Source organism: Janthinobacterium sp. UMAB-56 (assembly GCF_900095265.1).
Classification (GTDB): Bacteria; Pseudomonadota; Gammaproteobacteria; order Burkholderiales; family Burkholderiaceae_D; genus Janthinobacterium.
The window spans coordinates 197,461-210,430 of the sequence record NZ_LT607655.1; the positions used below are offsets into that span (position 1 = coordinate 197,461).

Sequence of the window (12,970 nt, forward strand, 5' to 3'; positions counted from 1 at the left end):
CCCAAAAACCGCCTTCACGATAACAACTGCGTGTATTTATTTTTAAAAATATTATAAAAACAACACTTTCCACCTCTCGCAAGCTCGATTTTTTCACCCAAAAAATTGGCAAAGCGGTATGATTTGATCGCAGTATCCGATTTGAACCCGGTCAGCATCACCGACAGTGCAGCAAACGCTGGCAACGCAAAGTACATCGAGAAGGCCGGAAGCAATGAGTTCAGGCAGTGTGGGACATTCCCAGCGGCGCGACGCCGCCATTTTGATCGTCGACGATGCGCCGGCCAACCTTGAGCTGCTGCGCAAGCTGATGAGCGAGCAAGGTTATCAAACCTATGTCGCCACGTCCGGCGAACGGGCGCTGGCGATTGCCCAGCGCGTCCATCCCGACCTGATCCTGCTCGATGTGCTGATGCCGGACATGGACGGTATCGAGACGTGCCGCCGCCTCAAGCAGCACCCGCTGACGCAAGGCATCCCCGTCATCTTCATGAGCGCCAAGACGGAAACGGACGACGTGGTGGCCGGCTTCGACTGCGGCGCCGTCGATTACATCAGCAAGCCGCTGCGCATGGCCGAAGTGTGCGCGCGCGTGCGCGCCCAGCTGCAAATCCGCAGCAACAATGAAAACCAGCAGGAACAGGCCGAGCGCCTGCGCACCATCGTCAACAACATGGCCGAGGGCTTGCTGATCATCGAAGCCGATGGCCGCATCCAGTACACCAACCCGGCCTGCGACCAGTACCTGGGCTACCGCGAAAACGAACTGGCCGGGCGCTTCATCGGCGAGCTGCTCAGCCCCCTCGTGACGCAGGAATACCTCGATTACTTCACCATGTACGCGGCCAATCCGGAGAAGGCGCACAAGCACGGCACGCGCGAAGTGGCGGTCCGCCACCGCAACGGCGAGACGCTGAGCATGGACCTGACCCTGACGCCCATGTATTTGCGCCAGCCCCTGTATATCGGCCTGCTGCACGACATCACGCACCACAAGGAGTCGGAAGACGCCTTGCAGCGCGCCGCCTACCTCGACCCGCTGACGCAGATCGCCAACCGCCGGCATTTCGACAGTTTCCTGGAAAAGGAATGGCAGCGCGCCGTGCGCGGCGGCGGCGCCCTGTCGCTGGTGGTGCTCGACGTCGACCACTTCAAGCTATACAACGACAGCCTGGGCCACCCGGCCGGCGACAGCTGCCTGCAACAGGTGGCGCAAGCCATCGCCTCGCACGCCGCCCGCCCGGGCGATCTGGCAGCCCGCTACGGCGGCGAGGAATTCGTCCTGCTGTTCGCCGACACGGATGCCGACGCCGCCCTGCACCTGGCCACAGCCATCCGCACGCACATCGAGGCACTGCAATTGCCACACCCGCGCTCAAGCACCTCGCCGTGGATCACCGTCAGCATCGGCGTGGCGACCATCTACCCGCACCAACTGGACGACCGCGAAGCGCTGTTCGTCGCCGCCGACCGCGCCCTGTACGTGGCCAAGGAAGGGGGCCGCAACCAGGTGCGCGTCACGCAGTCGGGCAGCGCGGCCTGGGAAACGGTCAAGGCACTCGTCCTGCGCTAGCCGCTTTCAGCGTCACTTTTCAGGATAGCCGGTGATATCGGCGATTTCGCGGTACAGCGGCTGCAACCGCGCATACATTTTCTGGTACACACGCCGGTATAGCTGTTCGTAGATTTTACTGTGCTCGGGGTGCGGCTGGAATACCTTGCCCTTGCGCGTCATCGCTTGCACGGCGGCGGGGAAATCGGCATGCCAGCCCAGGCCCACGGCGACGGCGATGGCCGCGCCCAGGCCCGAACTTTCATACACGTGGGCGCGCGCGGCGGGCAAGCCGAAGATGTCCGCCGTCAGTTGCATGGCCGCGTCGCTTTGCGAACCGCCGCCCGCGATGCGCAACTCCGTGATGGCGATGCCGCTGCGCCGCTCGATGCGTTCCTTGCCTTCGCGCAGCGCATACGCGAGGCCTTCAAGGATGGCGCGGTAGATGTGCGCGCGTGTGTGCACGTCGCCAAAACCGATCATGGCGCCCTTCGCTTCCGGGCCAGGCACCTTGATGCCGGGACTCCAGTACGGCTGCAGCATCAAGCCCATGGACCCGGGCGGCACGGCTTCGACCAGGCGGTCGAACAGCGCCTCGGCAGACAAGCCCGTGCCATCTTCGGCGGCCGCCGCCCGTTCGCGGTCGCCGAACTGCTCCTTGAACCAGTTGACCATCCAGTAGCCGCGAAATATCTGCACTTCCGTACTGTAGGCGCCCGGCATGGCGGCCGGATACGGCGGAATGAAGCGCGTCACTTCCACATACTTGCGATTGGTCGTATTGATGGTGGCCGTAGTACCGTAGCTCAGGCAGGCCACATGCGGCTCGACGCAGCCGGCGCCCAGCACCTCACACGCCTTGTCGGCGGCGGCCGCCAGCAGCGGCGTGCCTTCCAGGATGCCCGTCGCCGCAGCGGCCGCCCTGGTGATGGCGCCCATGCGCGTGCCCGGGGCCACCAGCTCGGGCAGCATGGAGCGTTGAATCGCCAGCGCCTGCCATTTCCAGTCGAAGCGCCCGGCCCAGGCATGGCGCTTGTAGTCGAACGGAATGTACGCCACTTGCGACCCCGTCGAATCAATATACTTTCCGCACAGGCGGTGGTTCAAAAAACCCGACAGCAGCAGGAATTTGTGCGTGCGCCGCCAGATGTCGGGCTGGTGCGCCGCGATCCAGTTGATCTCGGCCTCGCGGCGGAAATACGCGATCGTGCCATCGAGGCGCGTGGTGCGGAAGGCGGCGCGCCACCATAGCGCCAGCGGTGGAATGTCGCGCGTGCTGCGCTGGTCCAGCCAGGTGATGGCAGGGCGCAAGGGTACGCCGTGTTCATCCACGTTGACCACCGTGCCGCGCTGCGTCGTCACCGCCACGCCCATGACCGACGATTTTTCAATGACGGTGCCGCGCCACAGTTGCTGGCACGCTTCGCACACGGCTTGCCAGTAGCCGTCGGCGTCGTGCTCGGCCCAGCCGGGGTGCTCCGAGTAATACGCTTCCAGGAACACCTGCGCCTTGGCCGCCAGATTGCCGTCCCGGTCGAACAGCAGCGCGCGCACGCTCTGCGTGCCATTATCGATGGCAAGGATATACGGGCCATCGCCCGCCAGGGAAGCCATGGCTTATGCCACGCTGGCCAGCGCGGCGCGCAGCGCTTGCAGCAGCGCCTGCGGGTCCTTGTCCGGCTGCGCGCTGAACACCGGCGCCTCCCAGTCCTGTCCCCGCACTGCCACCACGCGCAAGCGTCCCCGCGCATGCCAGGCCGGATACCAGCCCACGTCGACGATGTCGCCATTCGCGCAGGTAATTTGCAGCAGGTCTTCGCCCAGGTCGTCGAGCAGGACGTCAACGCTCTGGCGCAAGTCCAGCGGCGACAGGCTGTCGTAGGTGATGCGGGCGTCGCCCAGCGCCAGGGGCTGGCCAAACAGGATGGTCTCGATGATGCTCTCCTTGTGCTCTTTTTATCGTTGTTTTTCTCGTTGCTTCAGCCGCCCTGCGGCACGCTGTAATGGCGGCGCCACAGAATCAGGTAGCGCTGCTGTTCTTCGTCCCAGCGCGCATCGTTCCAGCCCAATTCAGACTGGCAGATGGCGCGCAGGCGCGGCATGATAGCAAGCGCGCCGCCGGCCAGTTGCAGACCGAGGCGCGTGCGCCGCAGCAGCAAGTCGTCCAGGTGCTGCACGTCTTCCCTGCGCGCACCCCAGCGCAGCTGCGCCCACAGGGTCTGCGTGCCGGGAATCGGCTCCAGTTCGCCGTCCTGCGCCGCCTCGCACAGCGCTTGCGCGGCCGCGCCATGACGCCCCAGCAGGCGTTCGCGCTGCTCGCTATCGAGCAGCAAGGCCTTGCCCGACAAGGGCGGCGTGGCGTCGAAAATCGGCAAGGGGCGCAAATCCGCCTGCCAGCCCGGCAGCAGCGGCGCGGCGCGGCGCAGGGCGTCGAGGGCGATCACGCGAAACGTCGTCAATTTGCCGCCGGCTACCGTCAGCAAGCCGTTTTCCAGCCATAGCGCATGTTCGCGCGCTTCCTTCGACGGGTCAAGCTGGCCGCTGCCGATCACCGGGCGCACGCCGGCAAACGTGGCCAGCACATCGTTCTCGCCCAGCGCCAGTTGCGGGAACTGCCAGCGCAGCGCCGCCAGCAGATAATCGAATTCGCCGCGCGTGATGGCCGGTTCCAGGTCCAGGCTGGCGCCGTGGTCGACATCGGTGGTGCCGACCAGGGTCACGCCCTCCCACGGATACGCAAACACGGGGCGGCCATCGTGCGGGTGCATCAGGCTGACGGCTTGCGCCAGCGGCAAACGCCAGGCGGGCAGCAGCAGATGGCTGCCACGCAGGGGCCGCAGTTTCGGCTTTTCGCCCACCTGGCCGCGCAAGGCGTCGGCCCAGGCGCCCGTGGCGCTGATCACCAGGCGCGCGCGCACCGCAGGCTTCGCGTCCCCGAGGCCATCGTTCAACACGGCGCCCACGACTTTGCCATCGTCGCGCAGCAGCGATGCCACGCCCAGGTAATTGACGGCCACGCCGCCATGGCGGCGCGCCTCCTGCAGCACGCGCAGCACCAGGCGCGCATCATCCGTCTTCGCGTCCTGGTACAACATGCCGCCCTGCAGGCCCTCGCGACGGAGGTGTGGCGCCAGCATGGCAAAGTCCGCCGCATCGACATAGCGTCGCGCGCGCCGGCCCGCCATCACGTCATAGATGGCCAGGCCCAGCATGAACTGGCGCCGGCCAGGTTTTCTGCCGCTGTAGTCGCCAAAGGCGAAGCCCTGCGGCTCGACCAGCCCGGCCGCATCCGCCAGCAAGGCTTGCCGCTCATGCACCGACTCGCGCGTCAGCGCAAACTGCCCCTGCTTCAGGTAGCGCAGGCCGCCGTGCACCAGTTTCGAGGAACGGCTCGACGTACCCCAGGCGAAATCGCGCTGCTCCACCAGCAGCGCCGTCAAGCCGCGCCGCGATGCTTCCAGCAAGATGCCGGCGCCCGTGATGCCGCCGCCGACGATCAGCACATCCCAGTCGCGCGCGAGGATGCCGGGCAAATCCTCCCTGCGCTGCGCTGCATTCACAATCCGCCCCCGGCCTCGGGCAGCAGTTTGCCGGGATTCATCATGCCCTGCGGGTCGAAATGGCGCAGCAGCGCGCGCATGGCGGCGATGCCCAGTTCCCCTTTTTCGACCGCCAGCCACGGCGCGTGGTCGGTGCCCACGCCATGCTGGTGGCTGATGGTGCCGCCGTTGGCGACGATGGCGGCGCTGGCCGCGTCTTTCAAAGTGCGCCAGCGTGCCATGTTTTCTTCATACGTGGGCGCCAGCCGGTAGACATACGTGGTGTAGACGCTGGCGCCCTGCGCGTACACGTGCGACAGGTGCGTGTACGCGTGCACCTGCTCGCCGTGCTGCGCCAGCGCTTTGGTGCCCGCCTGCTCCAGCGCCGCCATCATGGGCGTCACGCGGGGCCAGTCGACGGCCGTTTCCACCGTGTCGATGACATAGCCATGCTCCCAGGCGCCGTTGCGCAGGTAGACGTTGCGAAAGCGCCCCTGCTTCCACTTGTCGCCCATGTGCCGCCCCACATGCACGCCTTTGTGCCGCCGCGCCAGCGCCAGCGCGCCGCGCAGGGCCGCGCGCGCCGGTTTCGCATCGCCGCTGACGCCCACCATCAGCATGCACTTGCCTTCGCCGCAGCCGCGCAGGGCCAGGTAGCGCTGCAGCAGTCCCACCAGTTTTTTGTGCCCGGCCAGGGTCAGCATGGTTTGCGTTTCCAGCGCATTCGACAGGCGCAGCATGCACAGGGGCAGGCGCGACTGGGCCAGCGCCCGCACGGCAGCTTGCGCCTGGCCCCAGTCGGCGAAAAACACGGCGTGGAATGCTTCATGGGGCGGCAGCGGCGAGACGCGCACGGTGGCCTGCGTCAAAATGCCCAGCCGCCCTTCGGAGCCGAGCACCATTTCACGCAGGTCGATGCCGGCCGCCGAGGCGGGAAAAGTGGGGATGCTCAAGGTGCCGGCCGGCGTTTCGACTTCGCCGCCCGCGAACAGCTGCTCGATGCGGCCATAGCGCAACGATTGCTGGCCCGACGAGCGCGTGGCGATCCAGCCGCCCAGCGTCGAATATTCGAACGACTGCGGATAGTGGCCCAGGGTGTAGCCATGCGCGCGCAGCTGCGCTTCCAGGTCGGGACCATACACGCCTGCGCCGAACGTGGCCAGCTGCGCTTCGCGGTCCAGGTGGCCCAGCGCGCACAGGCGCACGAGGCTCAGCGCCAGCACGGGGCGCGGCCCCGCCGCCACCGTCAGGTGCCCGGCCACGCTGGTGCCGCCACCGTGCGGTATCACGGCCACGCACGCCTGGCGCGCATACGCGAGCAGCTGGCGCACCTGCAGCACGCTGTCGGGAAAGGCCACGCCATCGGGCACGGCACCAAGGCGGCCATGGCGCAGCTTGAACCAGTCGGGCAGGCTTTGACCGAGGGCATGGCGCACGCGCGTGGCAGGCCGGGTGTCGATCAGCGGATGCGGCGCCAGGCGCGAAACGGGCACCCGCGCGCAGGCGTCGTCGAAAGTGGCATCGAGCACGGGGCTGCCCGGCCCCAGGCGCTGGCCCAGAAAGGCCAGCGCGTCCTCGCCCAGCGCATACGTGATGCTCTCGTCTCCCCAGCCATTCCAGCGTTGCATCGACATCCCCCTCTTATTGGTCCAGCTGATTGCACCAGTTGCGCGCCACGGCGGCTTGCTATACTGTCCTTGCCTGATTTTCTTGCCAGATCAATAGCATATGCCGCCACACACGAAGGGTATTGGTTTTTCATGACAATCGCATTGTTCCATCATGACAAGTACTGATCGCCACCACGCGGAAGGCAGGGTCGCTGGCGCCTATCTGCAGCCGCTGCTGGAAGCGGCCGGCGCGCACGGCATCGCAACGGCCAGCCTGGCGCAGGCCGCTGGCGTGGCGCCGCACAGCCTGGAAGCGTGCGTGGCCAGCCTGGCCGCGCGCGACTACGTGCGCCTGCTCGATGCGGGCGCGCAGCTGGCGGGCGACGCGCATTTCGGCCTGCACGTGGGCCAGCGCGTGCGCATGGGAACCTACAGCGCGTATGGCTTGATACTGCTCAGTTGCAAGAATGTGGGCCAGGCGCTGGAACAGACGGCCCGCTATGAGCGGCTGGCGCACGACCTGGGCCGCTCGACCCTGCAGCGCGATGGCGCCGTCGCGCATTACCGCTGGGCCAGCAACTACCCGGGCGCCAGCCGGCACCTGGTCGACAGCGTCTTTGCCGGCATTCGCGTCTGCGGCGACTGGCTGGCGGGCATGCCGCTGCCGCCGGCCCGGCTGGCGTTCAGCCATGATGGCGGCGGCGACCTGCTGCGTCACGCCACGCATCGCGACGAATACGTGCGCGTGCTGGGCAGCCTGCCCGCCTTTGGTGCGGACGCCAACACGGCCACCTTCGACGCGCAATTGCTGGACTGGCCTGTGCCGAACGCCGACGTCAGCCTCTACCCCGTGCTGTGCCAGCATGCCGAACAGTTGCTGGCGCAGCGCCAGGCCGCAGCGGAAAGCGGCGGCGCCATCGAAGCACAGGTCCACGCGGCCATCGTGGCGGGCTTGCGCCAGGGTTCGGCACGGCTGGCCAGCGTCGCCGCCACGCTGGCCGTCACGCCGCGCACCTTGCAGCGCAAGCTGGCCGACGCGGGCACCAGCTTCCAGTGCCTGCTGGACCAGGCCAGATACGGCCTGGCGCGCGATTATCTGCGCGCGCCGGATTTGTCGCTGGTCGACATCGCCTTCCTGCTCGGCTACCAGGAACAGAGCGCGTTCAACCACGCGTTCCGCGTATGGGCGGGTACCAATCCCGGCGCCTGGCGCCTGCAGCAATTGCAGGCACGGCCAGCCGGTTTGTAGGCGTGCGCGGGCCATGCCTGGCGCATTTTCTGGCTATACTGGCATAGTCTGACTTCCCACGATCACTCCAACCCGCAATGCAAAGGATTAATATGCAACTCAAAGACAAAGTCGCACTGATTACCGGCGCCGCCAGTGGCATCGGCAAGGAAATGGCTATTGAATACGCGAAACAGGGCGCCAAGGTGGTCATCGCCGACCTGGCCCTGGAAGCGGCCAGCAAGACGGCCGAAGAAATCAAGCAATCGGGTGGCCAGGCGTTTGCCGTCGCCATGGATGTCTCCAGCGAAGCGCAAGTCGACCAGGGCGTGGCGGATGCCGTGGCCCACTTCGGCGGCATCGATATCCTGATCAGCAACGCGGGCATCCAGATCATCAGCCCCGTCGTCGACTACCCGTTCGATCAATGGAAAAAGATGCTGGCCATCCACATGGACGGCGCCTTCCTCACCACGCGCGCCTGCATGCGCGAAATGATCAAGGCCGGTCGCGGCGGCGCCATCATCTACATGGGTTCCGTGCACTCGCACGAAGGTTCGCCGTTCAAGAGCGCCTACGTCGCCGCCAAGCACGGCTTGCTGGGCCTGGCCAAAGTGGTGGCCAAGGAAGGCGCAAAAGATGGCATCCGCGCCAACGTCATCTGCCCCGGCTTTGTACGCACGCCGCTGGTCGACAAGCAAATCCCCGAACAGGCGGCCCAGCTGAACATCAGCGAAGAAGACGTGATCAAGAAAGTGATGCTGAAAGACACCATCGACGGCGAATTCACCACCACGCAGGACGTGGCGCAAACAGCCATCTTCCTCGCAGCGTTCCCATCGAACGCCCTGAGCGGACAATCCATCGTGGTGAGCCACGGCTGGCACATGCAATAAGTAGGCAACGCATTCGGCAGGCGGCGCCATCCGCCTGCATCACCGCATCTGAAAGTTCCCAATTGCAAGACAACACTTACCGCCACCCGTGCGCGGGCTGGCCGGGGCGCCTGTTTGCCGCGCTCGCCAATTGCACGCATTTCGCCAACGTGCGCCAGGCCGTGCTATCACGCCTGCCTTTCCTGACCCTGCACAGCGACGTGCGCGACGTCGTCTACGTGAGCTGGCTGGTCGATGCCGCCGCCGCGCAGAAATTATTGCCTCCCGGTGTGACCTTGTGGCAGCGCGGCGGCAAGACGCCGTTTACCGTACTGACCTACCGCCACGGGCATTTCGGCCCGGCCCTGCTCGGCCCCTTGCGCCGGCTGCTGCCCTCTCCCCTGCAAAGCAACTGGCGCTTGTACCTGGACCATACGCCGCCGGGAGCACCGGACGGGCCTTGCGTGTATTTTTTGAAAAACATCATGGATAGCTTGCCCCATGCGCTCGGTACCCGCCTGTTCAGCGATATATTGCCGACACACCTGGCCGCCGGCATGACGCTGGACGTGACGGCCACGCAAGCCCGCTGCACCATTGCAGGCGGCGCCGGCAGCGCCCCCGCGCTGGAGGTGCAGGCCGATATCACGGCCAACCAAGGCCTCGATACGCATTGGCAGCAACTGTTCGGCAACTGGCACGATGCCGTTGCCTTCCTGGCCTGCCAGGATGCGGCCATCGCGCACGTGCCGCGTAACGAGCAGCTGGTCTTCGGCGAAATCGATCTGCCCGTTGATCTGGATCAAGTGCTAGCGCTGACAGCCTTGCGCAGCGACTGCAGCTTGCTGGGGCAGCTGCCGCCCGTTTCAACGCCGTTTGCCTTTCTCGTGCCCAAGGTTGCCTTCAAGGCGCTGTCAGAGCGCCTGCTGTCGCCCGGCGCCGCCGTTCCAGCTTGAACAGGGCCATGGCTTGCTCCAGCTGCAAGGTCTGGTCTTGCAGCGACGCCGAGGCGGCCGCCGATTCTTCTACCAGCGCCGCGTTCTGCTGCGTGACTTCATCCATCTGCGTGACCGCCATGTTGACCTGGCCGATGCCGTGGCTTTGCTCGCGCGAAGCCGAGGCGATCTCTTCCATGATGCCGTGCACGCCCTGCACGGCGCCCAGCATCTCGGCACTGCTGGCGCCCGCCTGCTGCGCCAGCTTCGCGCCCGCCTGCACCTGCGCCAAAGAGGCCGTGATCAATTGCTTGATTTCCGTGGCGGCCGCCGCGCTGCGCTGGGCCAGGCTGCGCACTTCGCCTGCCACCACGGCAAATCCCCGCCCCTGGTCGCCGGCACGCGCCGCTTCGACAGCCGCGTTCAGGGCCAGGATATTCGTCTGAAAGGCAATGCCCTCGATGATGCCGGTAATGTCGCCGATCTTCTTCGATGAAGCGTTAATTTCAGTCATCATGGTGACCATCTGGCCGACTATCTCCCCGCCGCGCCCCGCCAGGCCATGCACCTTGCCCGCCATATCGCTGGCTTGCACGGCGTTGCCGCTGTTTTGCTGCACCGTCGCCGCCAGTTGCTCCATACTCGATGCCGTCTGCTGCAGGGCCGATGCCTGCGCTTCCGTGCGACCCGACAAATCCATATTGCCGGCGGCGATTTCCTGGCTGGCCATGCTGATGCGCAGGAAATTGCCGCGTACATCGCCGACGATGGAATGCAGGTTCACGCGCAACTGGCGCAAGGAACGCAGCAGCTGCCCCATCTCGTCGCGCCGCGTGGTGTCGAGCTCGCCCGTCAGGTCGCCGCCCGCCATCACGTCGCATGCCTGGCGCGCCTGCTGCAGCGGCCGCAGCACCACCTTGTGCAGGGTATGCCAGAAATACACAGCCAGACACAAGGCGGCCACGGACAGGCCCGTCAGCCAGTCGTGGGCAGCAGCCGGCAACAAGCCCGTATCCCAGGCCAGCTGCAACAGCAAGAGCAGCACCAGCGCTCCCAGGTTCCAGGCGATGCGTCGGCCGATGGCCATGTCGCGCACGCTCGCCAGCCTGGCCAGCCAGCCCGTGCGCACGGCGGCGCCCTGGCTGAGGGCGATACCGTCGGCCTGGCCCGCCTTGATGCGGGCATACAGGGCCGACGCCTGCGCCACCTGCTGGCGCGTGGGCTTGGTGCGCACGGACATGTAACCGACGGCCACGCCATCTTCCACCACCGGCGTCACGTTCGCCAGCACCCAGTAATAATCGCCATTCTTGCAGCGGTTTTTCACCATGCCGCTCCACGAGCGCCCCGAGCGGATGGTGGCCCAGAAATCGGCAAACGCTTCGACCGGCATGTCCGGATGGCGCAAGATGTTTTGCGGCGCGCCGATCAATTCTTCCGCACTGTAACCGCTGACGGCGATGAAATACGGGTTCGCATACGTGATATTGCCTTGCAAGTCGGTAGTCGAGACGATGGTCTCGGTATCGCTCAGTGTGATCTCGGTATCGCTGACGGGAAGATTGAGTCGCATGGTCACATCCTCAGAAGTAGCCCGTACGATGACGGGTATGCAGACAAGGAACGGTTGCCAGCCAGGAAAGCGGAAACGGCAATGACATCTTTATTTTAATATTTTATTATTAACAAAATTTACTTTATTACGAGCGTGACCGCCGTCATGCCATGGCAGGCTCGCCGGCCCAGTAACGGTCGACGTCCTGCAAGCGCCACTGGGCTGCGCTTTCCGTGGAAACAATACGCTCCTGGCAACCCGGTGCGGCAAGGTCGATGACGGTCGGGGCGATGCAGGTGCCGGCGCGGATGGAAAAAAACACGCGCACGGTAGGCGAGGTCAGCGGCTTGCCAGGCACCTGTCCCACCACCACGGCCAGGCGTTCCGATTGCAGCCGCACCAGGGTGCCCAGCGGATAGATGCCCAGGCATTTGACGAAGGCGGCAAATAGTTGCGCGTCCAGATGCCCGCCGCGCCAAGCTGCCATGCGGCGCAGCGACTCGGCCGGACACCAGCCCTGCTTGTACGGCCGGTTCGAGGTGATCGCGTCATACACATCGCAGATGGCGCCCATGCGCGCAAACAGGCTGATTTCCTCGCCACATAAACCCTTGGGATAGCCGCTGCCATCGAGTTTTTCATGGTGGTGCAGGCACACGTCGAGCGCCACCGGATCGATCTCGCCCACTTCCTGCAACATGCGGTGGCCGGCGACCGGATGCGCGCGCACGGAAGCAAACTCCGCTTCGCTCAGGCTGCCAGGCTTGTTGAGGATGGCCAATGGCACGGCCATCTTGCCGATATCGTGCAGCAATCCCGCCAGTCCGGCCGAGCGCACCTGCTCGGGTGCCAGGCCCAGCTCCCTGGCCAGCGCCGTCATCAACGCGCACACGGCCACCGAATGCATATACGTGTAGTTGTCGGCGGTTTTCAGGCGCGCCAGGCCGATCAGCACGTCGCCGCCGCGCTGCACCGAGGCAGCGATATCGTCGACCAGTTCATAAGCTTGCGCTGCAGACAGGGCCTTGCCCATGCGCACCTCGTCGAACATCGTCTGCACGGCCTGGCGCGAGCGTTTGATCAGGCGCCGGGCGTGTGCCAGTTCCTCGTCGCGCGAACGGGGCGGGTCAGCCTCGGCGCCGGCGCCAGTATCGGCTACGGCTACGGCTGCGGCTGCGGGCTTGGCATCGGCGACTGGCGGCTCCACAGCAAGGGACGCGAAGCATGCCGGTGCCGGTGCCGCCAGCGCCAGGCCGCGCGCCGTGTCGATCCACACTTCGCAAAGGCGCGCCGTGCGGATACGCGCCAGGTCAGCCGGCGAGTCAAGCAAAAATGAACGCGTCCAGAACGGGGTATCGAGCCAGGAACGGCCCAGGCGTTCGACATACATTCCCAGCACCAGTTCGCTACTCGATATTTTTTTCAGCAAGACAGTTCTCCAGACATTCAGATCGCAGCATTTATTTGCGCATTATCAATATCATACGCCGAAATATAACGATTAAACCGAATAAATTACTTTTACTGGCCAAATCACAACAAATACAAGAATAGTCACCAATTCTATCATTTATACTATGATAAAATATTAAATCAATAAATATATCAATTAAACCATATTGACTTCGGTGGATGGCATGTATCCTGCCAACGACTCACGGGCAACTAGACGGGCA

The 12,970-nt window shown here is 65.0% G+C and carries 10 protein-coding genes; 4 read left to right on the top strand and 6 right to left on the bottom strand.

The annotated features are described in order from the left end of the window. The first annotated feature begins 214 nt into the window (after positions 1-214). Positions 215-1,573, top strand: a complete 1,359-nt coding sequence (locus K0F85_RS11790) for a diguanylate cyclase (protein WP_219116217.1) — start codon at positions 215-217, stop codon at positions 1,571-1,573. A 12-nt stretch (positions 1,574-1,585) separates the two neighbouring features. On the opposite strand, the gene K0F85_RS11795 is transcribed toward K0F85_RS11790, so the two are convergent. The 4 genes from K0F85_RS11795 to K0F85_RS11810 form a co-directional block, all read right to left on the bottom strand. After that, positions 1,586-3,166, bottom strand: coding sequence for an FGGY-family carbohydrate kinase (locus K0F85_RS11795; protein WP_219116218.1), 1,581 nt, complete (start codon positions 3,164-3,166; stop codon positions 1,586-1,588). A gap of 3 nt (positions 3,167-3,169) precedes the next feature. After that, the gene (locus tag K0F85_RS11800) at positions 3,170-3,409 is read right to left on the bottom strand and encodes a hypothetical protein (RefSeq protein WP_219116219.1); all 240 of its coding nucleotides are present in this window, start codon (positions 3,407-3,409) and stop codon (positions 3,170-3,172) included. 122 nt (positions 3,410-3,531) lie between these two features. After that, complete coding sequence (locus K0F85_RS11805; protein ID WP_257572704.1) at positions 3,532-5,112, bottom strand: glycerol-3-phosphate dehydrogenase/oxidase; 1,581 nt, start codon at positions 5,110-5,112, stop codon at positions 3,532-3,534. Continuing rightward, complete coding sequence (locus K0F85_RS11810; protein WP_219116220.1) at positions 5,109-6,719, bottom strand: FAD-binding oxidoreductase; 1,611 nt, start codon at positions 6,717-6,719, stop codon at positions 5,109-5,111. Before K0F85_RS11810 ends, K0F85_RS11805 begins: the two co-directional genes overlap by 4 nt. Before the next feature lie 154 nt (positions 6,720-6,873). Between K0F85_RS11810 and K0F85_RS11815 the strand changes: the two genes are divergently transcribed. The 3 genes from K0F85_RS11815 to K0F85_RS11825 all read left to right on the top strand — a co-directional run bounded on the left by K0F85_RS11815 (position 6,874) and on the right by K0F85_RS11825 (position 9,760). Next, the gene (locus K0F85_RS11815; protein ID WP_219116221.1) at positions 6,874-7,950 is read left to right on the top strand and encodes an AraC family transcriptional regulator; all 1,077 of its coding nucleotides are present in this window, start codon (positions 6,874-6,876) and stop codon (positions 7,948-7,950) included. Positions 7,951-8,042: 92 nt separating this feature from the next. Continuing rightward, positions 8,043-8,825, top strand: a complete 783-nt coding sequence (locus K0F85_RS11820) for a 3-hydroxybutyrate dehydrogenase (protein WP_219116222.1) — start codon at positions 8,043-8,045, stop codon at positions 8,823-8,825. A gap of 62 nt (positions 8,826-8,887) precedes the next feature. After that, a complete protein-coding gene (locus tag K0F85_RS11825; protein ID WP_219116223.1) occupies positions 8,888-9,760 on the top strand; it encodes a DUF2071 domain-containing protein in 873 nt (290 codons plus the stop codon). On the opposite strand, the gene K0F85_RS11830 is transcribed toward K0F85_RS11825, so the two are convergent. Then, a complete protein-coding gene (locus tag K0F85_RS11830) occupies positions 9,708-11,312 on the bottom strand; it encodes a PAS domain-containing methyl-accepting chemotaxis protein (RefSeq protein ID WP_219116224.1) in 1,605 nt (534 codons plus the stop codon). The two genes, K0F85_RS11825 and K0F85_RS11830, sit on opposite strands and share 53 nt — an antisense overlap. A 145-nt stretch (positions 11,313-11,457) precedes the next feature. After that, the gene (locus tag K0F85_RS11835; RefSeq protein WP_219116225.1) at positions 11,458-12,723 is read right to left on the bottom strand and encodes an HD-GYP domain-containing protein; all 1,266 of its coding nucleotides are present in this window, start codon (positions 12,721-12,723) and stop codon (positions 11,458-11,460) included. Positions 12,724-12,970 lie beyond the last annotated feature (247 nt).

Excerpts from the sequence above, each read along its gene's own strand:
- K0F85_RS11830 (WP_219116224.1), bottom strand. The coding sequence starts at position 11,312 with ATGCGACTCAATCTTCCCGTCAGCGATACCGAGATCACACTGAGCGAT.
- K0F85_RS11810 (WP_219116220.1), bottom strand. The coding sequence starts at position 6,719 with ATGCAACGCTGGAATGGCTGGGGAGACGAGAGCATCACGTATGCGCTG.
- K0F85_RS11795 (WP_219116218.1), bottom strand. The coding sequence starts at position 3,166 with ATGGCTTCCCTGGCGGGCGATGGCCCGTATATCCTTGCCATCGATAAT.
- K0F85_RS11790 (WP_219116217.1), top strand. The coding sequence starts at position 215 with ATGAGTTCAGGCAGTGTGGGACATTCCCAGCGGCGCGACGCCGCCATT.
- K0F85_RS11815 (WP_219116221.1), top strand. The coding sequence starts at position 6,874 with ATGACAAGTACTGATCGCCACCACGCGGAAGGCAGGGTCGCTGGCGCC.
- K0F85_RS11820 (WP_219116222.1), top strand. The coding sequence starts at position 8,043 with ATGCAACTCAAAGACAAAGTCGCACTGATTACCGGCGCCGCCAGTGGC.